This window comes from Saccharothrix variisporea, from assembly GCF_003634995.1.
GTDB lineage: Bacteria > Actinomycetota > Actinomycetes > Mycobacteriales > Pseudonocardiaceae > Actinosynnema > Actinosynnema variisporeum.
This window is the reverse complement of record NZ_RBXR01000001.1, coordinates 9,382,636-9,408,895: the sequence shown is the minus strand read 5'-3', so window position 1 is coordinate 9,408,895 and position 26,260 is coordinate 9,382,636. Positions and strand designations below refer to the sequence as shown.

The window sequence follows — 26,260 nt, the reverse complement described above, 5'->3', positions numbered from 1 at the left end:
CCGAGGACCACACGCCGGTGAACACCGCCGTCCGGGTGCCGCGCAACGAAGTCGGGTCGATCCCGGCGTGCTCGAAGGTCTCCCACGCGGTTTCGAGCAGCACTCGTTGCTGCGGGTCCATCGCCAACGCCTCACGCGGCGAGATGCCGAAGAAGGCCGCGTCGAAACCGGCGCCGTCGTCCAGGAAACCGCCGCGGGTGGTGTAGGTGGTGCCGGGACCGCCGTCCGGGTCGTGGGTGACGTCCCAGCCCCGGTCGGCCGGGAACTCGCCGGTCGCGTCCACGCCGTCGGACACCAGCCGCCACAGGTCGTCGGGCGAGCCGACCCCGCCGGGGTAGCGGCAGCCGATGCCGATCACGGCGATCGGTTCGCGGGCGGCCTCCTCCACCTCGGCCAGGCGGCGGCTCATCACCCGCAGGTCGGCCGTGGCGCGCTTGAGGTACCCGCGGAGCTTGTCTTCGTCGGCCATGCCCTACTCCCCCGCCTCGCGGTGCTCGCCGGATCGGATGACCTGGGTCTTGCGGTGCTCGTCGTCGAGGATGTCGAACAGCTCGCTGTCGGTGACGTCGTCGAGGTCGTCGTCGGCCGTGCCGCGCCGGGCGGTCCAGGACGCCAGCAGGTCGGCCAGGCGTGCGGCGATCTCGTCGTGGTCGGCGTCGTCTGCGGTGTCCAAAGTGGACTTGAGTTTGTCGAGCTCGGCCAGGACCGGGTCCGGTGCGGCGACACCCAGGCGGTCGCGCACGTGGTCGGCGAGGCGTTCGGGCGTCGGGTGGTCGAAGACCAGCGTGGCGGGCAGCGGCAGACCGGTCTCGGCGGTGAGCCGGTTGCGCAGCTCGACGGCGGTCAGCGAGTCGAACCCGAGGTCCTTGAACGGCAGGCGCGGGTCGACGGCGGAGGTGTGCCCGAGGACGTGGGCGACCGCGCGCAGCACCACCTCCCGCACGTCCGCGGTCGGGGCGGTGGTGCGCCGACGCGGGCGGACCAGGGAGCGCAGCACCGCGGGCGGGTCGGTGACGCGGCGCAGGGCCGCCAGGTCGAACCGGATCGGCACCAGCGCGGGTTCCCCGGCCGTGAAAGCCGCGTCGAACAACTCCAGAGCGGCTTCGACGTCCAGCGGCGCCACACCCGCGCCCGCGATCCGCCGCCGGTCGAGGTCGGTGAGCTTGTCGGTCATGCCGCTGTGCGCCCACTGGCCCCACGCCAGCGACACGGCGGGCCGGCCGTGGGCGTGGCGGTGGGCGGCCAGGCCGTCGAGGAACGCGTTGGCGGCGGCGTAGTTGGCCTGACCCGGTCCGCCCAGCACCCCGGCGGCCGAGGAGAACAGCACGAACGCCTCCAGGTCGCCGGCCAGTTCGTGCAGGTGCCGGGCGGCGTCGGCCTTGGCCGCCCAGACGGCGGCGAACCGGTCGGCGTCCAGCGCTTCGAGCACGCCGTCGTCCAGCACGCCGGCCGCGTGGACGATCGCTGTGACCGGGTGTTCGGCGAGCAGCCGGGCCACGGCGTCGCGGTCGCTCACGTCGCAGGCGACGACCTGCGCGCCCAGTTCTTCGGCCAGTTCGGCGGCACCGGGTGCGTCCAGACCGCTTCGGCTCGCCAGGACCAGGCGGGTGACGCCGTGGTGGGTGGCGAGGTGACGGGCGATCGTCGCGCCCAGGCCGCCCGTGCCGCCGGTGACGAGGACCGTGCCGTCCGGGCTCAGCGTGGAGGGCAGGGTGGCGACTTCGGCGCGTTCCAGGCGGGGCACGTGGGTGCGGCCGACGCGGATCGCCACTTCCGGCTCGTCACCCACGGCCGGCCGCGGGTCGGCGAGGTCGGCACGAGCGGCGGGGTCGGCACGAGCGGCGGGGTCGGCGGGGTCAGCATGAGCGGCGGGGTCGGCGAAGTCGGCATGAGCGGCGGGGTCGGCGGTGTCGGCTAGGGCGAGGCGGCCGGGGTGTTCGGCGGCGGCGGAGCGGACCAAGCCCCAGACTGCGGCGGCCCGCGGGTCCACGTCCTCGCCGTGCACCGACACGGCGTTGCGGGTCACGACGACCAGCCGGGTCTCGTCCGGTGTGGCGAGGAAGTCCTGGAGTGCCCGCAGGGTCTCCACCGGGTCGGTGGCGTGGTGGTAGCGGTCGGAGTCCCGGGCCCGCGGGGTGGGGATCTCCGGCCAGGTGATCCGGTAGAGGGCGTGGTCCCGCCGGGCCGCCGGCGCGCGCAGGGTCAGGGACTCGATCGCCGCGACCGGTTCGCCGGACGGACCGACCAGGCCGACGCGGAAGGTGTCCGGGCCGGTCGCCGTGAGCCGGGCGCGGACGGTGGTGCGGCCGGTCGCCCACACCGCGACCCCGGTGAACGAGAACGGCACCTTCGGGCGGTCGTCCGCGATCGTGACGGCTTGCAGGACCGCGTCCAGCAGGGCGGGGTGCAGCGCGAACCGGTCGGCGTCGGCGGGCAGCTCCACCTCGGCGAACAGGTCGTCACCGGCTCGGCGAACCGTCCTCAGGCCGCGGAAGGTCGGCCCGTACTCGAACCCGGAGTCCGCGAGGGTGTCGTGGAACCCGGCGAGGTCGACCACTTCGCCGGTTTCGGTCCACCGCTGCGGGGGCGTGCTTTCCGTGGTCAGCGTGCCGGTGGCGTGCCGGAGCCACTCGCCGTCGCTCTGGGAGTGCACGGTGACACTACGCCCGCCCTCGGCCGGCGGACCGACCGCAACCCGCACGTCCACCGCGTCGGACACCACCAGCGGGGCCTCCAGCACGAGCTCCCCGACCACCGGGCACCCCACCTGCCGGCCCGCCCGCAGCGCCAGTTCCACGAACGCCGTGCCCGGCAGCAACGCCGACCCCGGGACCGTGTGCTCGGCCAGCCACGGCTGGGCGGCCGGGGACAACCGCCCGGTCAGCACCACGCCCTGGTCGTCGGGCAGCTCCACCACCGCGCCCAGCAACGGGTGGTCGGCGGTGCCCAGGCCCGCGCCCGTGACGTCGGCCGCCGGCGTCGGCGTCAACCAGAACCGCTCGCGCTGGAACGCGTAGGCGGGCAGGTCGGCGTGGCCGGTGGGCAGGGACCACTCCGCACCCTCGACCCAGGCCCGGCCCAACGCGGCGAGGACACGGCCCTCGTCGTCACGCCGCATCACCGCGTTGGGCACCAGCGACGGGTGCGGGCCGACCTCGAGGAACGCTGTGACCCCGTTGCCGCGCAACCACTCCACCGCTTGCCCGAACCGCACCGTCTCCCGCACCTGGCGCACCCAGTAGTCCGGGTTGGCCATGTCGGTCTGCTCGCCCGCCACCGTCGAGACGACCGGGATCGTGGGCGTTCGGTAGGTGAGGCCTTCGGCGACCTCCGCGAACGCGGTGAGGATCGGCTCCATGTGCGGCGAGTGGAACGCATGGCTGACCTTCAGCCGCCGCGACCCCTCCCAGCCTTCCGCGACCGCCAGGACGGCATCCTCGGCACCGGAAACCACCACCGCGTCCGGACCGTTGACCGCCGCGATGGCCACACCCTCGGGCAGCACCGCCCGGACCTCGGCCTCCGACGCGCGGATGGACACCATCGCCCCGCCCGCGGGCAGTTCCTGCATCAGCCGTCCCCGTGCGGACACCAACGTGCAGGCGTCCTCCAGGCTGAGGATTCCGGCGACGTGCGCGGCGGCGATCTCGCCCACCGAGTGCCCGACCAGGAAGTCCGGCTTCATGCCCAACGACTCGACCAGCCGGTACAGCGCCACCTCGATCGCGAACAAGCCCGCCTGCGTGTACCTGGTCTGGTCGAGGTCGACCTCCCACAGCCGCAAGCCGAGCTGCCCGCACACCTCGTCCAGGGCCTCGGCGAACACCGGGTGGGCGTCGTAGAGGCCCCGCCCCATGCCCGACCACTGCGCACCCTGGCCGGAGAACACGAACGCCGTCCCGCCGCTGTGCGCCTCGACGACGGCGTCACCCCGGGCCACGGCGTCGAGGTCGGCCGCGAGCCGGTCCGGGTCGGTGAGCGCCACCCGGTAGGGCAGCCGCGCCCGTGCCGCCAGCGCCGCACCCGCCGCCGGGTCGCCGACGAACTCACGCAGCCGCGAAGCCTGGGCCCGCAACGCTTCCGGCGACTTGGCCGACAGCAGCCACGGCACCCACCCCGTCGTCTTCGCGGGCTCGGGCTCCGCCTGCTCGATGATCACGTGGGCGTTGGTGCCGCTGATCCCGAAGGACGACACCCCCGCGCGCCGCGGCCGACCGTGAGCGGGCCACGGCGTCGACTCGGTGAGCAGGCGGACGGCACCGCTGTCCCAGTCCACGTGGGTGGTGGGCTGGTCGACGTGGAGGGTGCGCGGCAGCGTGCCGTGCCGCATGGCCTCGATCATCTTGATCACGCCGGCGACACCGGCGGCGGCCTGGGTGTGCCCGAGGTTCGACTTGACCGAGCCCAGCCACAACGGCTCCGCGCGGTCCTGCCCGTAGGTCGCCAGCAGCTCCTGGGCCTCGATCGGATCACCCAGCGTCGTCCCGGTCCCGTGCGCTTCCACGGCGTCCACATCGGACGGTCGCAGGTCCGCGTTGGCCAACGCCTGCCTGATGACCCGCTCCTGTGAAGGACCGTTCGGAGCCGTCAGCCCGTTCGACGCGCCGTCCTGGTTCACCGCGGTGCCGCGCAGCACCGCCAGCACCCGGTGGCCGTGCCGGCGGGCGTCGGACAGCCGTTCCAGCAGCACCAGACCCGCGCCCTCCGACCACGCGGTGCCGTCGGCGGCGTCCGCGAACGCCTTGATCCGCCCGTCCGGGGCCAGACCGCGTTGCCGGGAGAACTCCACGAACCCGGACGGCGTCGCCATCACGGTCACCCCGCCCGCCAACGCCAGGTCGCACTCCCCCGACCGCAGCGCCTGCGCCGCGAGGTGCATCGCGACCAGCGACGACGAGCACGCCGTGTCCACCGAGACCGCCGGACCCTCCAGCCCCAGCAGGTAGGACACCCGTCCCGAGGTGACGCTGGTGGCCGTGCCGGTCGCCAGGTAGCCCTCCAGGTCGGTGGGTTGGGTGCCGCCGCCGTAGCCGGACGACCAGATGCCGGTGAAGACGCCGGTGCGGCTGCCGTGCAACGACGTCGGGTCGATGCCCGCGTGCTCGAAGGTCTCCCACGCGGTTTCGAGCAAGACCCGTTGCTGCGGGTCCATCGCCAGCGCCTCGCGCGGTGAGATCCCGAAGAAGGCCGCGTCGAAGTCGGCGGCGTCGGCGAGGAACCCGCCGTGCGTGGTGCAGGTAGTGCCCGGACCGCCGTCCGGATCATAGATGACGTCCCAACCCCTGTCGGTCGGGAACTCCCCGATCGCGTCCACGCCCCCGGACACCAGCCGCCACAGGTCTTGGGGCGACCCGACACCACCCGGGTAGCGGCAGCCCATCCCGACGACCACCACCGGATCGTCGGTGGTGGTCCGCACCACCGGCTCGACCACCGGCCGCTCCCGGCCCAGCACGAGCTCGCGCAGGCGTTCGGCGAGGGCGGCCGGTGTCGGGTGGTCGAAGACCAGGGTCGCGGGCAGCGGCACGCCCAGCGCGGCGGACAGCCGGTTGCGCAGCTCGACCGCGGTCAACGAGTCGAACCCGAGGTCCTTGAACGCCCGACGCGGGGCGACGGCGTCGGACCGGCCCAGCACGACGGCGGTGTGCGAGCCGACCAGGTCGAGCACCACGGCGTGCTGCTCGGCCTCGGGCAGGTCGGCGAGCCGATCCGCCCAACCGGTGTCCGCGGTCCGGCGCTTGCCCGAGGTCTTGTCTGCGGTCCGGTGGTCGCGGCGGGTCAGGCCGCGCAACGCCGGGGCCGTCAGGTCGAGGCGGGCGGGCACCAGCGCGGGGCCGCCGTCGCCCAGGGCCGCGTCGAACAGGGCCAGCGCGTGCTCGGTGGACATCGGCACGACACCCGAGCGTTCGAGGCGGCGGCGGTCGGCGTCGGTCAGGTGCCCGGTGAGGCCGCTGTCCTGTGCCCACTGGCCCCACGCCAGGGAGGTCGCGGGCAGGCCGAGGGCGTGTCGGTGGGCGGCGAGGGCGTCGAGGAAGGCGTTGGCGGCGGCGTAGTTGGCCTGCCCGGGTCCGCCCAGCACGCCGGCGGCCGAGGAGAACAGCACGAACGCTTTGACGTCGCCGACCAGCTCGTGCAGGTGCCAGGCGGCGTCGACCTTGGGCCGCAGCACGTCGTGCAGGCGTTGCGGGGTCATTGCGTCCACGACGCCGTCGTCCAGCGCCCCGGCCGCGTGGACGACGGCGGTCAGGTCGGGGATCGAGGCGAGCACGTCAGCCAGGGCGGCCCGATCGGTGACGTCACACGCCACGACCGACACGTCCGCGCCCTCGATCTCCACCTCCCCACCCCGACGACCCAGCAACACCAGCCGCCGCACGCCGTGCCGGGCGACCAGGTGCCGGGCGAGAAGGAGACCGAGGGTGCCGGTGCCACCGGTGATCAGCACGGTGCCGTCCGGGTCGAGCGCACCAGGCTGCGCGGCCACCCTGGTCAGCCGAGCCGCCAGCACTGCGCCACCACGCACCACCACCTGGAACTCGTCCACCGGCACCCGGACCTCGCCGTCGTGGTCCAGGTCCACCAGCGCGAACCGCCCGGGGTGTTCCGCCTCCGCAGCCCGGACGAGACCCCACACCACCGCCGCGCCGGGGTCGCTCCCGTCCACCGCGCCGCGCGTGACGACGACGAGCTTGCCGCGCTCCTCCTCCTTCTCCTCCTCCGACGTGCGCAGGAAGTCCTGGACGACGGTCAGGGTCTGCTCGGCGAGGGTGTGCGCGGCCTCCACCGGGTCGACGCCGGCCGGACTGATCACGTGGTGAACGATCGTTCCCGGAACGATCGTTGCCGGCATGAGCGAAGTGGTGACGGGAACCCAGTCGAGGCGGAACAGCCGGTGGTCGCGGGCCTGGAAGTCCGCGGTCATCGGCCGCACGGTCAGCGCGTCCACGGCGGCGACGGGTTCCCCCGCGTCGGTGGCGAGGACGACCCGGTAGGTGTCGGTGCCGGTCGGTGTCAGGCGAACCCGTGCCGCCGACACGCCCGGCTTGAGCACCGCGACCCCGGCGAACGAGAACGGCACGGAACCGGCGGCGACCAACGTCAAGGGCTGCAACGCGGCGTCGAGCAGGGCCGGGTGCAGGTCGAACCCGTCCTCGCCGGCCGGCAGTGCGATCTCGGCGAGGAGGTCGTCCCCGTGCCGCCACACCGCCCGCACGCCCTCGAACGTCGGGCCGTACTCGTAGCCGCGGGCGGCCAGGTCGTCGTAGAAGCCGGTGAGGTCCACGGGCTCGGCGTCTGAGGGCCACCTCCACGCCGGGGTCGCCGACAACTCGACACCGAGCGTGCCACGCGCGTGCCGCACCCAGGTGTCCTCCGCGCGGGAGTGGATCGTGACTTCGTCGCCCTCCACCACGACCTGAACGGACACCGGGCCGTCCAGCAGCATCGGCGCTTCCAGCACCAGTTCGCGCAGGACGGGCCGACCGACCCGACTCCCGGCGCGCAACGCCAGCTCCACGAACCCGGTACCCGGCAGCAGAGCGGACCCGTGGAGGGCGTGATCGGCCAACCACGGCTGGGTCGCGGCGGACAGCCGACCAGTCAGCACGACACCCCGACCGGCAGCGAGTTCGACGGCCGCGCCGAGCAGCGGGTGATCGGTGGCGTCGAGCCCGGCCGCGGTGACGTCCCCGGGGTTCGCCGAGGGGTTCATCCAGTAGTGCTCGTGCTGGAACGGGTACGTCGGCAGATCCACGTGAGCCGCAGACACCGGCCATTCGACATCCACACCCAGCACGAACAACCGCGCGGCAGCGAGGTCGAAGTCACTGCTGTCCCGGCGAAGCGTCCCCATGGCCAGCGGATCGTCCAACACCGGCACCAACACCGGATGCGGACTCACCTCCACAAACAGATGTCCCGCCAGCGCCTCCACAGCCCGGTCGAACCGCACCGGCTCACGCAGATTCCGATACCAATAATGGGCATCCGCCCACTCCACCAACCCCTCGGTCACCGTGGAATAGAACGGAACCGTGGCCTCCAGCGACTCGATCCCTGCCAGATCCCCCAACAACCGCTCCCGCAACACCTCCACCTGCGCCGAGTGCGCTGCATAATCCACCGGAATCCGCCGAGCCCGAACCCCTTCGCGCTCACACACCTCCAGCAACTCATCCAGCGCGGCTGGCTCCCCCGACACCACCACGCTCGAAGCCGAGTTCACCACCGCGACCGACACCCCGGACAGCAGCGGCGACTCCGGCGGCAAGGCCACTGAGACCATCCCACCCAGCCCGGCGATCTCCACCAAGGCCTTACTCCGCAAGGCAACAACCCGAGCCGCATCCTCGAGCGACAGTGCCCCTGCCACATATGCCGCCGCGATCTCACCCTGCGAGTGGCCGACCACCGCATCCGGCTCAACCCCGCGGGACCGCCACAACGCCGCCAAGCCGACCATCATCGCGAACAACGCCGGCTGAACCACGTCCACACGATTCAACTCGCCGCCGCTCAACACCTCCGCCAACGACCACTCCACATGCGGCGCAAGAGCCTCCGCACACGCGTCGATCGCCTCACGAAACACCGGCTCGGCCGCATACAAGTCCCGGCCCATCCCGACCCACTGCGCACCCTGACCTGGGAACACGAACACCGTCCGCCGCTCCTCCGCGACACCAGTGATCACGTCATCCCCGACAATCACAGCGCGGTGCGGGAACCGAGCACGTGTAGCGAGAGCCTGGCCGATACCCGCCGCCGGGTGACTGCCCGCGAACTCTTGGACCCGCCGAACCTGCTCCTCCAACGCGGCCTCGGTCTTCGCCGACACCACCCACGGCAGATCCACCACAGACACCGCCGCCTCCGGAGCCTGCTCGAGGATCACGTGAGCGTTCGTCCCGCTGACACCGAAAGACGACACGCCCGCCCGGCGCGGACGGCCCGTCTCCGGCCACGGAACCGCCTCGGTCAGCAGCCGCACATCCCCGGCCGACCAGTCCACGTGCGGCGTCGGCTCGTCCACGTGCAAGGTCTTCGGCAGCACACCGTGCCGCAGCGCCATCACCATCTTGATCACACCGGCCACGCCCGCCGCGGCCTGCGTGTGCCCGATGTTCGACTTCACCGAACCCAACCACAACGGCTCCGCACGATCAGCCCCGTACGTCGCCAACAACGCCTGAGCCTCGATCGGATCACCCAACCGCGTACCGGTACCGTGAGCCTCCACGGCATCCACTTCGGACGGTCGAAGCCCGGCACTCACCAACGCCTGCCGGATCACGCGCTCCTGTGAAGGACCGTTCGGAGCCGTCAACCCGTTCGACGCGCCATCCTGGTTCACCGCCGACCCACGCAGCACCGCCAACACCCGGTGCCCACGCCGACGCGCGTCCGACAACCGCTCCAACAGCACCAGGCCGACACCCTCGCCCCACCCGGTGCCGTCCGCCGACGCGGAGAACGCCTTGCACCGGCCGTCCGGCGACAATCCGCGTTGGCGCGAGAACTCGGTGAACCCCAACGGGTTCACGATCACGGTGACGCCACCGGCCAACGCCAGGTCGCACTCCCCCGACCGCAACGCCTGCGCGGCCAGGTGCATCGCCACCAACGACGACGAACACGCGGAGTCCACCGACAACGCGGGCCCACGCAAACCCAAGTGGTAGGCGACCCGGCCGGACGTCACGCTCGGCGAGATCCCGGTCGCCAGGTACCCCTCGGCGTCACGCGGCGCGAGATCCGCGTTGCCGCCGTACCCCGAGGACCACAACCCGGTGAACACCCCGGTCTGACTGCCCCGCAACGACGTCGGATCGATCCCGGCATGCTCGAACGTCTCCCACGCCGTCTCCAACAACACCCGCTGCTGCGGATCCATCGCCAACGCCTCACGCGGCGAAATCCCGAAAAACTCCGCATCAAACCCAGCCACACCCGACAGGAACCCACCCGAACGCGTATAACTCGTCCCCGGATGATCCGGATCAGGGTGATACAAGCGCTCCAAATCCCACCCACGATCAGACGGAAAACCACCAATCGCGTCCACACCACCCGACACCAGCCGCCACAACTCCTCCGGCGACCCCACCCCACCCGGCAACCGACACCCCATACCCACGATCACCACCGGGTCGTCCTCCACCGCCTTCACGACCGGGGCGACCACCTCCCGACGAGTCCCGGCCACCTGGTCACGCAGGTGTTCGGCCAACTCCTCGGGAGTCGGGTGGTCGAACACGAGGGTCGCGGGCAACCGCAACCCGGTTGCCGACCCCAGCCGGTTGCGCAGCTCCACCGCCGTCAGCGAGTCGAACCCGAGATCGCGGAACGCCAACCGAGGCGTGACCGCGGCGGTGTCGCTGTGTCCGAGGACGGCCGCCGTGTGGGTGGTGACCAGCGCCAGCAGGTCGGTCTCCGGCGCGGCGGGTGACGGGAGGGAGGTCGGCGTGGTCAGGTGGGCGGTGGTCACGGCGGGGTGACCGGCGGCGAGGGCCGCGTCGAACTGGGCCAGCGCCTGCTCGGTGGTCATGGGCGCGATGCCGGCGCGGGCGAAGCGCTCCTTGTCGGTCGCGGTGAGGTGCGCGGTCATGCCGCTGCTCCGCGCCCAGTACCCCCACGCCATCGACACGGCGGGCAGGCCGAGCGCGTGCCGGTGGCGGGCGAGGGCGTCGAGGTAGGAGTTGGCCGCCGCGTAGTTGGCCTGGCCCGGGGTGCCCAGCACGCCGGCGGCGGCCGAGAACAGGACGAACGCGTCCAGGTCGGCGGTCAGTTCGTGCAGGTGCCAGGCGCCGTCCACCTTGGGCCGCAGCACGCGGTCCACCTGTTCGGCGGTGAGCCCTTCCACCACCCCGTCGTCCAGCACGCCGGCCGCGTGGACCACAGCCTTCAAGTCCGGGATGGACGCCACCAGTCTCGCAACCTGCGCCCGCTCCGACACATCACACGCCACGACCCGCACGTCAGCGCCCAACTCCGGCGCAACACCACCACTGCGGCTCGCCAACACCAAACGCCGAACCCCGTGCCGAGCAACCAGGTGCCGAACCAACGCAAGCCCCAACGTCCCCGTGCCACCGGTGATCAACACCGTGCCGTCCGACAGGTCGGGCATGGTGAGCACGAGCTTGCCGGTGTGCCCGGCCTGGCTCATCAGCCGGAACACCTCCGCCGCCCGCCGCACGTCGGTGGTCGTGATCGGCGGCAGCCGGAGAGCGCCCTGGGCGAACAGCCCCAGCACCTCACCCAGCACCCGACCCAGGTGCGCGGGGTCGGCGTCGTTGAGGTCGAACGCCCGGTAGTCGACGCCCTCGGGAGTGCGGACGTCGGTCTTGCCCATCTCCACGAACCGCCCGCCCGGCCCGAGCAGCCGCAGGGACGCGTCGGTGAACTCGCCCGCGAGCGAGTTGAGCACCACGTCCACGCGCGGGAACCGCCGCTCGAACTCCAAATCACGCGACGAGGCGATGTGATCGTCGTCCAACCCCAGACCCCGCAACACACCCCACTTGCCCGGACTCGCGGTCGCGAACACCTCAGCACCCAGGTGACGCGCCAACTGGATCGCCGCCACACCCACACCGCCCGCGCCGGAGTGGATCAGCACGCGGTCACCGGGTCTCACCCGACCGAGGTCCACCAGGCCGTGCCAGGCCGTCAGGAAGGCCACCGGCACCGCCGCCGCCTGCCCGAACGACCACCCGTCCGGAATCGGTGCCAACAACCGATGGTCCGCCACCGCACGCGGCCCGAACGCACCCGGCACCAACCCGAACACCCGATCACCAGGCCTCAGGGAGACCCCAGGCCCGACCTCCAGCACCGTCCCGGCCGCCTCGCCGCCCAGCATCGCCGCCCCCGGGTACATCCCCAGCGCGACCAGCACGTCCCGGAAGTTCACGCCCGCCGCCCGCACCCGGAGGCGCACCTGACCCGGTTCCAGCGGCCCCTCGGCGACGTCGGCGAAGGTCAGGTCGTCCAGGCTGCCCGTGCCGGACTCGACCAGCCGCCACGACCCGTCGAGCGACGACGGGAGCGGGCTGAACGACGTCTGCCGGGGCACGACCGCAGTACCACCGCGCACGGCCAGTTCCGGTTCGTCGCCCGCCATGGCGGCAACGGTCGCCTGGTCGGGTGTCGCGTCCCCGTCCAGCTCCACCAGCACGAACCGCCCGGGGTGCTCGGCGGCGGCACTGCGGACCAGGCCGCGCACGGCCGCACCCGCCGGGTCGCCCGCGCGCACGGGCACCACCAGGCGGGCCTGGTCGTCCGACCGCAGGTGGTCCTGCACCAGGGCGAGGGCCTGCCGGGTGAGGGCGTGCACGGACTCGGCGTCGGGAGCCCCTTCGAGGACCGGCGCCACCCGCACCGGCACGGGCGCGGCCTCGGTCAGCGGCACCCAGTCCGTGCGCAGGAGGCTGGTCTGGGCGGCCGGCCGCACGGTAAACGTGTCGATGGTCGCCACCAGCCCGCCCGCCGGGTCGGTCACGGTCGCGGTGAAGGTGTCCGGTCCAGTGCGGGACAGGTGGACCCGGGCCGTGGAAATGCCCTGTGCGTGCACGGTGACGCCGGCCAGGGAGAACGGCAGGCGGACCCGGTGGTCGGGGTGGAGCAGGATGACCGGTTGCAGGGCCGCGTCCAGCAGCGCCGGGTGCAGGCCGAAGCCGCTGCCCTCGGGCACCTGCACCTCGGCGAACACTTCTTCGGGTCCCTGCCGGAGGGTGCGGACGCCCCGGAACGCCGGGCCGTACTGGTAGCCGAGCGCGGCGAGGTGGTCGTAGAAGGCGTCCGGGTCGACGTGTGCGCCGGTGGGCGTCCACGGCGGCACGGCGGCGGGCCGAACGGCTTCCAGGGTCCCGGACGCGTGTCGGGTCCACTCGCCGTCGATCCGGGAATGCACCGACACCGACCGCCGGCCCTCGTCGTCCGGTGCACCCACGGACACTTGGACGTGCGCAAGGCGATCGGTCAGGTTCAAGGGCGCATGCAGGACGAGGTCGGCCACCGCCGGGTGCCCCACGGCACGTCCCGCTGTGGTGACCAGCTCGAGGAAGGCGGTGCCTGGCAACAGGACCGTTCCGTCCACGGCGTGATCGGCCAGCCACGGGTGGGTGCGGGTGGACAGCCGCCCGGTCAGCACCGCGCCTTGATCCGGCAGTGGGACCAGGTCGTCGAGCAGCGGGTGACCGAGGCTCGATTCGGTGGTCGTCGTGGTGAGCCAGTACCGGGTGCGTTCGAACGGGTAGGTGGGCAGGCTGGTCCGGGCTGGTGCCGACGCGGGCAGGTCGTGGCCGTGGGCGACCAGGGTCGCCAGGGCCGTGCGGAAGTCGCTGTTGTCGCGGCGCAGTGTCCCGATGGCAAGAGGAACGTCCAACGCCGGCACCAACACCGGATGCGGACTCACCTCCACAAACAGATGTCCCGCCAGCGCCTCCACAGCCCGGTCGAACCGCACCGGCTCCCGCAGATTCCGATACCAATAATGGGCATCCGCCCACTCCACCAACCCCTCGGTCACCGTGGAGTAGAACGGAATCTGCGGCTCCAGCGGCTCGATCCCCGCCAACACGCTGATCAACCGCTCCCGCAACACCTCCACCTGCGCCGAGTGCGCTGCATAGTCGACCGGAATCCGCCGAGCCCGAACACCCTCCCGCTCACACACCTCCAGCAACTGGTCCAAGGCTTCCGGCTCACCCGACACCACCACGCTCGTGGGCGAGTTCACCACCGCCACCGACACCCCGGCCAACAGCGACGACTCCGGCGGCAAAGCCACCGACACCATCCCGCCCAGCCCGGCGATCTCCACCAACGCCTTGCTCCGCAGCGCAATCACCCGCGCCGCGTCTTCGAGAGACAAAGCACCGGCCACGTAGGCCGCTGCGATCTCGCCCTGCGAATGCCCCACCACCGCATCCGGTTCGACACCGTGCGAACGCCACAGCGCCGCCAAGCCGACCATCATGGCGAACAGAGCCGGCTGAACGACATCAACACGATCCAACTCGCCGCCGCTCAACACCTCCACCAACGACCACTCCATGTGCGGCGCAAGAGCTTCAGCACACGCATCGATCGCCTCACGGAACACCGGCTCACGCGCATACAAGTCCCGGCCCATCCCGACCCACTGCGCACCCTGGCCTGGGAACACGAACACCGTCTTGCCGAGCCCCGAAGCCCGCCCGGTCACCACCCCGGGATGCTCACGTCCCTCCGCCAACGCGTCCAACCCCGCCGGGTCCAGCACCACCGCCCGGTGCTCGAAACGCGCCCGACCGGCCAAGGCGCGGCCGATCCCGGCCCGCTCACCCCCGGCGAGGAAGTCGCGCAGCCGAGCGGCCTGCCGTCGCAACGCCTCCGGGGACTTCGCCGACAGCAGCCACAGCGGGTCGTCGGTCTCAGGTTCGGCGGGCTCCGGCGCGTGTTCGAGGATGACGTGGGCGTTCGTGCCGCTGATGCCGAACGCGGACACGCCGGCCCGGCGCGGCCGACCGGTCTCGGGCCACGGCACGGCCTCGGTCAGCAGCCGAACGTTCCCGGTCGACCAGTCCACGTGCGGTGTGGGCTCGTCCACGTGGAGGGTCTTGGGCAGGACGCCGTGGCGCATCGCCTCCACGACCTTGATCACGCCCGCCATCCCGGCCGCCGCCTGGGTGTGCCCGATGTTGGACTTCACCGACCCCAACCACAACGGCTCCGCACGATCAGCCCCATACGTCGCCAACAACGCCTGAGCCTCGATCGGATCACCCAACCGCGTACCGGTACCGTGAGCCTCCACAACGTCCACATCGGACGGTTGCAGTCGAGCGTTCGCCAAGGCCTGCCGGATCACCCGCTCCTGCGAAGGACCGTTCGGAGCCGTCAACCCGTTCGACGCGCCATCCTGGTTCACCGCCGTTCCCCGCAGCACCGCCAGCACCCGGTGACCGTGCCGCCGAGCGTCGGACAACCGCTCCACCAGCACCAGTCCCGCGCCCTCCGACCACCCGGCTCCGTCTGCCCCCGCCGCGAAGGACTTGCTGCGACCGTCCGGCGCGCTCGCACCTTGTCGGGACATCTCGGTGAACAGGGACGGGGTGGCGTTGATCGTCACGCCGCCAGCCAGGGCCAGGTCGCACTCGCCCGACCGCAGCGCCTGCGCCGCCAGGTGCAGCGCCACGAGCGACGAGGAACAGCCCGTGTCCAACGAGAGCGCGGGTCCCTCCAGGCCGAGCAGGTAAGCCAGGCGGCCGGAGCCGATGCTGGTCGCCGTGCCGGTGACCTGGTAGCCCTCCAGGTCGTCGGGGACGGGACCGGCGGCGTACCCGGTGGACCAGATGCCGGTGAACACGCCGGTCCGGCTGCCGTGCAGGGTCGTCGGGTCGATGCCGGCGTGCTCGAAGGTCTCCCACGCGGTCTCCAGCAGCACTCGTTGCTGGGGGTCCATCGCCAACGCCTCGCGCGGCGAGATCCCGAAGAAGGCCGCGTCGAAGCCGGCGGGGTCGTGCAGGAACCCGCCGTGCCGGGTGGCGGACGTGCGGGGGCGGGCCGCGGTGGGGTCGTGCAGGCGTTCCAGGTCCCAGCCGCGGTCGTCGGGGAACGGACCGATCGCGTCCACGCCCTCGGACACCAGTCGCCACAGGTCCCCCGGCGATTCGACGCCGCCGGGGTAGCGGCAGCCCATGCCGACGATCGCGAGCGGCTCGTCGGTCGCGGTGCTCGCGGTGGTGACGGTCGCGGTGCTCTCCCCGCGCAGGTGCGCGGCGAGGCGTTCGGGTGTGGGGTGGTCGAAGACGAGCGTGGCGGACAGCTTCCGGCCCAGCGCCGCGCCGAGCCGGTTGCGCAGCTCCACCGCCGTCAGCGAGTCGAACCCGAGATCCTTGAACGCGCGACCGGGGTCCACGGCGTCCGGCGAGGCGTGCCCCAGGACGGCGGCCGTGTGCGTCCGGACCAGCGCCAGCACGTCCGTGCGCACGGGCTCCGGGCGTTCCTCGCGGACCTGGGCTTCGGGGACTTGGGCCTCGGGGGCCTGGGCTTCGGGGAGGTCCGCGAGGAGGGTGCCGGGCCGCCGCCGGGTGTAGGCGGGGGCGAACTGCGCCCAGTCCACAGGGGTGACCACGGCGTGCGGCACGTCCTGGTCGAGCACGTCCCGCAGCACGGCCAGAGCCCGCCCGGACGGCATCTCACCCAGGCCGAGCAGCCGCCGTTGCCGCTGGACCGACTCCAACGCGGCCATTCCGCCCTCGGCCCAGATGCCCCACGCCACCGACGTGGTCGCCCGACCCTGCGCGCGGTGCCGGGCGGCGAGGGCGTCGAGGTAGGTGTTGCCGGCGGCGTAGGCCGCGCCGTGACCGTCGCCCCAGACGCCGGCCGTCGAGGAGAACAGCACGAACGTGTCGAGGTCGGGCAGCAGGTCAGCGAGGTTCGCCGCACCGGTGACCTTGGCGTCGAGGACGTCGGCGAACGCGGCCAGGTCGTCGTCGGCCAAGCTGCTCGACTTGATCGCACCGGCGGCGTGGAAGACGGACCGGACCTCGCCGACCTGGTCGAGGAGGGCGGCGAGGGCATCGCGATCGGTCACGTCACACGCGGCCACGGTGATGCGGGTTCCGCTTGAGCGCAGGTCGTCCGCTCCGGCCGCGCGTGTGTCCGCAGTGCCGAGGCCGTTGCGGCTCACCAGGACGAGGTGTTCCGCGCCCTGGTCGGCGAGCCATCGCGCCAGCCGCCTGCCGAGCGCGCCGGTGCCGCCGGTGATCAGGGTCGTGCCCTCCGGTCGCCACGTCCGGACCGGCGGGGTCGGGCGGGTGCGGTGGAGGCGGCGGGCGAAGGTGCCGTCGGCGCGGATCGAGAGCTGGTCCTCCGGGCCGGTGAGCGCGGCGAGCAGGCGGCGCACGGCGGTCGGGTCGGGGGTGTCCGGGACGTCGACCAGGCCGCCCCAGCGGTCCGGGAACTCCAGGGCCGCCGAGAGGCCCACGCCCCACACCAGCGCCTGCCGCGGCCGGTCGCCGAACGCGCCGCGCGTCACGCACCACAGGGGCGCGGTCTGGTCGCGCACCGCGTCCAGCGTCCGGGCGAGGCCGACGGGCACGGCCGGGTGGTCCGGGTGCGGCGACTCGTCGAGAGCCAGGAACGACAACACGCCGTCCGCGCCCGACTCGACGATCTCGACACCGTTGTCCCGCAACGCTTCCACGACGGCGTCGACCCACGGGTGGTCACCGTCCGGCGCGAGCACCGACCACCGGCCGGACGGGGTGCCGGCGGGGGTCACGGGCGACCAGGCGACCTCGTACCGCCACGGGTCCGCGGGCGTGGTCGGGGCGAGCCAGTGCGATTCGTGCCGGAACGGGTAGGTCGGCAGGTCGACGCGGCCGGCGGGCGGCAGGGCGGGCGTCCAGTCGACGTCGAGGCCGGCGGCGAACAGCCGCCCGGCCGCGGTGAGGAACTCCTGGCGCGCACCCCGGTCGCGGCGCAGGGTGCCGGTGACGACGGTGGCGTCCTCGAGCGCGGGCACCAGGACCGGGTGCGGGCTCACCTCCACGAAGACGTCATGGTCGGCGGAAAGCGCTTTCACAGCCCGATCGAACCGGACGGTCTCCCGCAGGTTCCGGTACCAGTACGCGGCATCCGCCCGCGCCACCAACCCGTCGACCACCGTGGAGTGGAACGGGATCCGCGCTTCCAGCGGCCGGACATCCGCCAGGTCGCCGAGCAGCCGGTCACGCACCGCCTCCACCTGAGCCGAGTGGGCCGCGTAGTCGACCGGGATCCGCCGAGCCCGCACCCCTTCCCGCTCACAGGCCTCCAGCAGCGCGTCCAAGGCGGCCGGTTCGCCCGACACAACCACGTTCGTCGGCGAGTTGACCACGGCGACCGACACGCCGGCCAACAACGCCGAGTCCGGCGGGAGGGCTACCGACACCATCCCGCCCGCACCGGAGATCGCCACCAAAGCCCTGCTGCGCAACGCAACCACCCGGGCCGCGTCCTCCAGCGACAGCGCCCCGGCCACGTACGCCGCCGCGATCTCGCCCTGCGAGTGCCCCACCACCGCGTCCGGCTCGACGCCGTAGGAGCGCCACAGCGCGGCCAAACCGACCATCATCGCGAACAGCGCCGGCTGCACCACGTCCACGCGGTCCAGCTCACCGCCGTCGAGGACGTCGACCAGGCTCCAGTCGACGTGCGGCACCAGGGCTCGGGCGCACGCGTCGATCGCCTCCCGGAACACGGGCTCGGTCGCGTACAGCTCCCGGCCCATGCCCACCCACTGCGCACCCTGGCCCGGGAACACGAACACCGTCTTGCCGGTCGCGCGCGGGGACTCGATCGGCGGGGTGGCGAGCAGTTCGGCGTGGTTCGCGCCGACGAGGACCGTCCGGTGGGCGAACCTGGCGCGGCCGGCGAGTTCGCGGGCGATCGTCCCGACCGGCACGTCCGGGTGAGTGCGCACGTGTTCGCGCAGGCGTGCAACCTGCACGTGCAGACTGTCCGCGGCCTTCGCACTCACCACCCAAGGCACCACGCGCTCCGGCGCGGGCACGTCGGCGGGCTCCTCCTCCGGGGCCTGCTGGAGCACGAGGTGGGCGTTGGTGCCGCTGATGCCGAACGCGGACACGGCGGCCCGCCGGGGACGGCCGGTGTCGGGCCACGGGGTCGTCTCGGTGAGCAGGCGGACGTTCCCGGCCGACCAGTCCACGTGCGGTGTCGGCTCGTCCACGTGCAAGGTTCGGGGCAGACGACCGTGCCGGAGGGCCATCACGAGCTTGATGACACCGGCGACGCCCGCGGCGGCCTGGGTGTGGCCGATGTTGGACTTCACCGAACCCAGCCACAGCGGCTCGGACCGGTCGCGGCCGTAGGTGGCCAGCAGGGCGTGGGCCTCGATGGGGTCGCCGAGGGTCGTGCCGGTGCCGTGGGCTTCGACGGCGTCCACATCGGACGGTTCCAGGCCGGCGTTGGCCAGTGCCTGCCGGATCACCCGCTCCTGGGACGGGCCGTTGGGCGCGGTGAGGCCGTTCGACGCGCCGTCCTGGTTGACCGCGCTGCCCAGCACGACCGCGAGCACCCGGTGGCCGTGGCGGCGGGCGTCGGACAGGCGCTCCAGCAGGACCAGGCCCGCGCCCTCGCTCCAGCTGGTGCCGTCGGCGGAGGCGGAGAACGGCTTGCTGCGGCCGTCCGGCGCGAGCCCGCGCTGGCGGGAGAACTCGGTGAAGACGTCCGGGGTCGCCATGACGGTGACGCCTCCGGCCAGCGCCAGGTCGCACTCGCCGGCGCGGAGTGCCTGGGCCGCGAGGTGCATGGCCACCAGCGACGACGAGCACGCGGTGTCGACTGAGAGAGCCGGACCGCGCAGGCCGAGGTGGTAGGCGACGCGGCCGGAGGTGACGCTGGTGGCCGTGCCGGTGATGAGGTAGCCCTCGACGTCCTCGGGGACGGGCGTGCCGACGCCGTAGCCCGACGACCAGATGCCGGTGTAGACGCCGGTCCGGCTGCCGTGCAGGGTCGTCGGGTCGATGCCGGCGTGCTCGAAGGTCTCCCAGGCGGTTTCCAGGACCAGGCGCTGCTGCGGGTCCATCGCCGACGCCTCGCGGGGCGAGATCCCGAAGAAGTCGGCGTCGAACCCGGCGATGTCGTCGAGGAACCCTCCCTTGCTTACGGCGCTGGTGCGGCCACTGCGCAGCTGCGGGTCGTGGAGACGGGCCAGGTCCCAGCCGCGGTCGGTCGGGAAGTCGCCGATCACGTCCCCTTCCCGCTCGACCAGCCGCCACAGGTCCTCCGGCGAGCCGATCCCACCCGGCAGCCGGCAGCCCATGCCGACGATGACGATCGGGTCGTCGTCGGGGGTGGGGGTGGGGTGCGGCTCGTCGGGGTGGGTGCCGCGGAGGTGGACGAGGAGGGCGGCGGGGGTGGGGTGGTCGTAGATCAGGCCGGACGGCAGGCGCAGGCCGAGCGCGTTGTTGACGCGTTCGCGCAGCTCGACGCCCATGACCGAGTCGAAGCCCAGTTCTTTGAAGGTGAGCGAGGGGTCGATGTCGGCCGGGTCGGCGTGGCCCAGGACGGCCGCGATGGCGGCGGTGAGCTGTTCGGCGGGATCGGCGGACGGCTCGGGGCGCGGGTCGGCGGTCGGGCTGCTCGCGGCGGTCGGGTTGGTCGGGGTGGCGGGCGCGTCTTGTCGTGGCGCTGGACTGTCGAGCCAGTACGGGCGGCGCTGGAAGGCGTAGGTCGGCAGGTCCACCGGCCTGGTGGTCGCGGGGAAGGCGGCGGTGAGGTCGATCCGGGCGCCGGCGGTGAAGATCCGGGCGGCGGCGGTGTGGAAGTCCGCCCGTCCGCCCTGGTCGCGGCGCAGGGTCCCGGTGACCACGCTCCCCCGCTCGACGGCGGGCGTCAGCACCGGGTGGGGGCTGACCTCGATGAAGACGTCGTGCCCGGCAGCGAGCAGCGCGGCGGTCGCCAGGTCGAACCGGACCGGCTCGCGCAGGTTGCGGTACCAGTAGGCGGCGTCCAGCCCGGCGGTGTCCAGCAACCCGCCCGTCACCGCCGAGTAGAACGGCACGTCCCCTGTCCGGGGCCGCACGTCCGCCACATCGGCGAGCAGCCTTTCCCGAATGGCCGACACGTGGGTCGAATGGGCGGCATAATCAACGGGAATGGCACGCGTCCGAATGCCGAGCCGCGCGCACTCCGCCGTCAACTCCGCCAACGCGACCGTCGAACCGGACACCACGACCGAATCAGCCGCATTCACGACGGCGACCGTCAACCGGCCTTCCCAACGCGCCACGAGTTGTTCCGCTTCATCGACGGGCAGTGTGACGGAAGTCATTCCGCCGGCGCCGGCCAACGAGGTGAGCGCGCGACTGCGCAAAGCCACGATCCGGGCGGCGTCGGCCAACGACAATGCGCCGGCGACATGCGCGGCGGCGATCTCGCCCTGAGAATGGCCGACCACCGCGTCGGGTTCGACGCCATAAGAACGCCACAGCGCGGCCAAAGAGACCATCATCGCGAACAACGCCGGTTGGACGACGTCCACGCGGTCCAGCGGACCGTCGCGCAGGACGTCGACCAGGGACCAGTCGGTGTGCGGGGCGAGGGCCTCGGCGCAGGCGTCGACCGAGGCGCGGAAGACCGGCTCGGTGTCGTACAGCTCGCGGCCCATGCCGATCCACTGCGCGCCTTGGCCGGGGAACACGAAGACCGTGCGTCCCCGCTGGTCGGCGCGGCCGGTGATCAGGCCGGGCGCCTGGCGGCCTTCGGCGAGCGCGTCGAGCGCCTGGTCACCGAGGACGACGGCGCGGTGGGCGAAGTGGGTGCGCGTGGTGGCCAGGGCCAGGCCGACGCCGGTGGCCGGCAGGTCGGGGCGGGCGGCGAGGTGGTCGCGCAGGCGACCGGCCTGGGCACGCAACGCCTCCGGGGTCTTGCCCGACAACACCCACGGCACCGCGGAGGTCGCCGCCTCGGGCCCGGTGGACGCCTCGGGCCGGCTCGACACCTCCGGCCCGGTCGACACCTCCGGGGCGGTCGACGGTCCCGGGGCGGTCGACGGTTCCGGCCCGGTCGACGGTCCCGGGGCGGCGACGACGAGGTGCGCGTTCGTCCCGCCCATGCCGAAGGCCGACACACCGGCGATCAGCGGCTGATCGGGGCGCGGCCAGGGTGTCAGTGCAGTCTGCACGCGCAGGTCCACCGGCCCGTCGAACGGGATCGGCGTGTGGTGGTGCAGGGTCGGGGGCAGCTCCCGGTGCCGCAGGCTCAGCACGGTCTTGAGCAGGCCGACCGCGCCGGCCGCGCCCTCCAGGTGGCCGACGTTGGTCTTCGCCGAGCCGACCCGCAGCTCCGTGACCCGGCCCGCGTACCCCGCGCCCAGACCCGCGGCCTCGACGGGATCGCCCACCGGGGTCCCGGTGCCGTGCAGCTCGACGTACTGCACGTCGTCCGGTCCGACGCCCGCGCGGCGCAGCGCCTCGCGGATGACCTCGGCCTGGGCGTCGGCGCTGGGGACGGTGAGCCCGGGGGTCGCGCCGTCGTTGTTCACCGCGCTGCCGAGGATCACCGCGTGCACGGGGTCGCCGTTGGCCAGCGCTCTGACCAGCGGTTTCAGCACGACCACGCCGCCGCCCTCGCCCCGCGCGAACCCGTTGGCGGCCGCGTCGAAGGTGCGGCTGCGGCCGTCCGGGGACAGCCCGCCGAACTCCACCGCGCTCGTCTCGCGGTCGGCGATGAGGTTGAGGTTCACCCCGCCGGCCAGCGCGACGTCACTCTCGCCGCGCCGCAGGCTCTCCACCGCGAGGTGCACCGCGACCAGCGCGGAGGACTGCGCGGAGTCGACGGTCAGGCTCGGGCCGCGCACGCCGAGGAAGTGCGACACGCGGTTGGCGATGACGCCCCGGTTCGTGCCGGTCAGGGAGTGCGGGGTGGGTCGGCTCAGCGTCGCGTAGTCGCCCCAGGTCGCGCCGATGAACACGCCGGTCCGGCCGCCGGCGAGCGTGCCGGGGACGACCCGCGCGTCCTCCAGCGCCTCCCACGCCAGCTCCAGCACCAGCCGCTGCTGCGGGTCCATGGCCGCCGCCTCGCGGGGCGAGATGCCGAAGAAGGCCGCGTCGAACCCGGCCACGTCGTCGAGGAACCCGGCCGGCAACCGCCCCGCCCGCCCGTCCGGCGGCGCGGAGACCGCGTCCCGGCCGTCGCGCAGCAGCCGCCAGAACGCGGCCGGATCCGGCGCCTGGGGCAACCTGCAGGACATTCCGACGATCGCGATCGAACCGTCTGCGGAAATCCCCATCGGGCACCCCTCTTCCGCGCACGCGAATGCGAGCCGTTCGGCAGACGAAAGCAATGCGGTCCACGACAACCGCGGCGTTGAACAGTCGTTGCGCACTTCGAGCGGAATGAGACAACGTCGAACGTACCTCGTGTTCGCCCGGCGCGGCTACGGCAATCCCACGTACCTGGAATCACGCATCGGGTTCCCGATACTGCTCCTTGGCGTTCCGGCGACCGTCAGCTTCAATGCGCCGGTCGCGGGCGCGACGGAACCGCTCAGCTCTGAACGGGTATGCGCAATGGGCCAAGTGCCGGCGGGACGCGGAACTCCTCGGGCGGCACCGGGCGGCAGAACAGGAAACCTTGGAAGGCGTGCACGCCCATCCGGCGCAACACGGGGAACTGGGTAGCGGTCTCCACCCCCACGAACCGCCGGCCCACTTGATGATCCGCGCGGGCAGGTCCCTCAACCGCGCCAACGACGAGCAGCCCGTGCCGACGTTCCCGCTCGGCAGCCGAGAGCCGCCCGCGGGTGGCCACCAGTTCGGCACTGTGGCCGGCGGCCTCCGCCGAGCGGGGTCGCGAGCCGCGGTGCTCAGGCTGCCCGGTAGCCGGGGATGTCCTCGATCCGTTCGTACACCGGCAATCCGCGCTCCCGCGCGATCCGCACGTCCTCGTCGGCACCCGTCGACTCGCCCGGCAGGCGCAGCACGGCGTCGCAGTGTTGGAGGAGGCGTTGGGCGGTCGGGTACAGGATGCCTTCGGCTGCCGGGTCGGTCGGGTCTTCGGCGCCGGCGCCCCGCAGTACCGGCAGGGCCACCCACTCCCCGATCATCGGCACGTGCCCGCTGCGGAAGATCGGCCACGCGGCCTCTTCCAGGCGGGACAGGTTGCGGGCCATCAGCGCCGGGTCGTCGCCGGTGCCCGAGCGGTAGGGGCCGGCGATCAGGATCAACAGGGGCTTGGTCATTGCCGTACCATAACGTGCAGAAGTCGGAACGAACAAGGAGAAACAGGCATGCTCGCTGCCCAGCGCCGGGACCTGCTGCTCGAACGACTGCGTGTCGACGGGCGGATCGTGGCCAAGGACCTGGCCGCCGAACTGGGCATGTCCGAGGACAGCATCCGCCGTGACCTGCGTGAACTCGCCGCCGCCGGGCTGTGCCAGCGGGTCTACGGGGGCGCGTTGCCGGTGTCGCCCGCCATCGCCGACTACACAACCCGGCAAGAACTGGAAACTTCCGGCAAGGAACGGGTCGCCGCTCGCGCCGCCGCGCTGCTCGAACCCGGCAGCACCGTCATCCTCGACGGCGGGACCACCACGCTGGCGGTCGTCCGTGCGCTGCCGCTGGACTTCGCCGCGACCGTCATCACCCACAGCCCGACCATCGCGAGCGCGCTTCTCGATCACCGGGACGTGGAGGTGTACCTGATCGGGGGTCGGCTGTTCCGGCACTCGATGGTCACGTGCGGCGCGGCGGCCGTCGAGGCGGCGCAGGGGCTGCACGCCGACCTGTTCCTCCTGGGCGTCACCGGAGTGCACGAGAAACTGGGGCTGACGACCGGCGACGCGGACGAGGCGGCCATGAAGCGCGCCCTCGCCCGTCAAGCCGCGGACACCTACGTGCTGGCCAGCTCGGAGAAGATCGGCACGGCATCACGCTTCTCGGTGATCCCCCTGGCGGAGGTGGCCGGCGTGATCACCGACGCCCCCGCGACCAACCCGACCCTGCGCGCACTGGACGTGCCGCTCATCCATGCCTGAACCGGCCGCCGGTCCTAGAGTGTGGGGTGGTGGACGAGCGGCCGGACGTGCTGGGTCGGGCGCGGCAGGCTCACCGGGCACAGGACTGGGTCGCTGCCGCGGCGCACTTCGACGCCGTGGCAACAGAACTGCTCACCGCGGACGACCTTGCCGCGCATGCGGATGCGGTGTGGTGGCTCGGCCGCGTTGACGACAACCTGCGACTCGAAGCCGCCGCCTGCGAAGCGTTCCTGGCCGACGCCCGACCCGCCGACGCCGCCTGGGCCGCTGTCCGCATCGGACTGTTCCTCCTCGGGCGCGGCGACGAACCGCAAGGGCTGGGCTGGATCGGCAAGGCCGCCCGGCTGCTGGACGGCGTCCCGGAGTGCCACGCGCACGGGTTCCTCCTGCTGCTGACCCGGCTGGAGCCGACCCTCCAGGCCGGACGCCCCGCCGAGGCGGTGGAGGTCGCCCGGCGGGTGCGGGAGCTCGGCCACCGGATCGGCCGGCCGGACCTGGTGGCCCTCGGCCTCAACGGCGAGGGACGTGCCCTGGTCAAGGCCGGCCACGTGGTCGACGGGCTGGCCCTGCTGGACGAGGCCATGGTCGCCGTGCTCGACGGCCGGCTGACCCCGTTCGCGTCGGGCAGCCTGTACTGCCACACGATCGCCACCTGCCACGAGGTCGCCGACCTGCGCCGGATGGCGCGGTGGGTGGACCTGACCGAGCGGTGGCTGGCCGGCTTCCCCGCGGCTGCGTTGTTCGGCGGGCTGTGCGCGGTGCACCGGGCCCAGTTGCACCTGGTGCGCGGCGAGTGGGCGGAAGCCGAGCGGACGGCGTCGGCGGTGGCGGACGCGCTGGACGCCACCCGGGTCGACTACGCCGCCGAGGCCTGGTACGTCGTCGCCGAGGCGCGCCGGTTGCGCGGCGACCCGAGCGCGGCCGACGCGTACGACGAGGCGCACGCCCGCGGCCGTGACCCGCAGCCGGGACGGGCGCTGCTGCGGCTTCCGAGCGACCCGGCGGGAGCGGTGGCGGCGGTGCGCGCGGCCGTGGCGGCGGCGGGTGCCGATCCCCTGCGCCGTGCTCCGCTGTGCGCCGCCCTGGTGGAGATCGCGATCGCCGCCGGGCACCTGGACGACGCCGTCCGCGCCGCCACCGAGATCGAGGCGACCGCGTCCACGTACGCGACCTCGGGGCTCCAGGCGATGGCGGCCACGGCACGCGGCGCGGTGCTGCTGGCCCAGGACCGCGCCGCGGACGCCCTCCCCGTGCTCCGCGACGCCTGCCTGCGCTGGCGGGAGTTCCACGCGCCCCACGACGCCGCCGGCACCTGCGTCCTGCTCTCCCGGGCGTACCGGGCGCTGGGCGACGACGTGTCCGCCGACGCGGAGACCGCGCAGGCGAAGGCGACCTACGCGCGGCTGGGCGCGCACCAACCTCCCGATGGACTGACCCCGCGCGAGTGCGAGGTGCTGGCACTGGTGGCCGCGGGCCGGTCCAACCGGGAGATCGGCGAGGCCCTGTTCATCAGCGACCGCACGGTGGCCCGGCACGTCACCAACATCTTCCACAAGATCGGCGTCACCTCCCGGACCCAGGCCGTGCGCTACGCCCTCGACCGCGGCCTGACCGCCACGGGGTGACTACGCACAACCGCGTAGACCGCCCGCCGCGGAATGGTCATCCGCACCGATGCCCGCGCGCCACCCCGCTGCCTAACGTCCCCACCAGACCCGCTGACCAGCA

The 26,260-nt window shown here is 72.9% G+C and carries 5 protein-coding genes; 2 read left to right on the top strand and 3 right to left on the bottom strand.

Going from position 1 to position 26,260, the window contains the following annotated elements:
- The 3 genes from DFJ66_RS42055 to DFJ66_RS41945 form a co-directional block, all read right to left on the bottom strand.
- Nucleotides 1-469: beta-ketoacyl synthase N-terminal-like domain-containing protein (locus tag DFJ66_RS42055; protein ID WP_211351501.1), on the bottom strand; the 469-nt coding region annotated here is incomplete at its 3' end.
- A gap of 3 nt (nucleotides 470-472) precedes the next feature.
- Nucleotides 473-22,786: a type I polyketide synthase gene (locus tag DFJ66_RS44820; RefSeq protein WP_281276689.1), complete on the bottom strand. Its 22,314-nt coding sequence runs from the start codon at nucleotides 22,784-22,786 to the stop codon at nucleotides 473-475.
- A gap of 576 nt (nucleotides 22,787-23,362) precedes the next feature.
- A complete protein-coding gene (locus DFJ66_RS41945) occupies nucleotides 23,363-23,737 on the bottom strand; it encodes a DUF4406 domain-containing protein (protein ID WP_246030147.1) in 375 nt (124 codons plus the stop codon).
- Between the two features lie 48 nt (nucleotides 23,738-23,785).
- Between DFJ66_RS41945 and DFJ66_RS41940 the strand changes: the two genes are divergently transcribed.
- The gene (locus DFJ66_RS41940; RefSeq protein ID WP_121230406.1) at nucleotides 23,786-24,532 is read left to right on the top strand and encodes a DeoR/GlpR family DNA-binding transcription regulator; all 747 of its coding nucleotides are present in this window, start codon (nucleotides 23,786-23,788) and stop codon (nucleotides 24,530-24,532) included.
- A 29-nt stretch (nucleotides 24,533-24,561) separates the two neighbouring features.
- Entirely contained in the window at nucleotides 24,562-26,157 is a 1,596-nt protein-coding gene (locus tag DFJ66_RS45255; RefSeq protein WP_147459549.1) for a LuxR C-terminal-related transcriptional regulator, read from the top strand.
- The last annotated feature ends 103 nt before the right edge of the window (nucleotides 26,158-26,260 follow it).

What these genes read in the sequence shown, in the direction of transcription:
- DFJ66_RS41940 (WP_121230406.1), top strand. Translation starts at nt 23,786, where the DNA reads ATGCTCGCTGCCCAGCGCCGGGACCTGCTGCTCGAACGACTGCGTGTC.
- DFJ66_RS41945 (WP_246030147.1), bottom strand. Translation starts at nt 23,737, where the DNA reads ATGACCAAGCCCCTGTTGATCCTGATCGCCGGCCCCTACCGCTCGGGC.
- DFJ66_RS44820 (WP_281276689.1), bottom strand. Translation starts at nt 22,786, where the DNA reads ATGGGGATTTCCGCAGACGGTTCGATCGCGATCGTCGGAATGTCCTGC.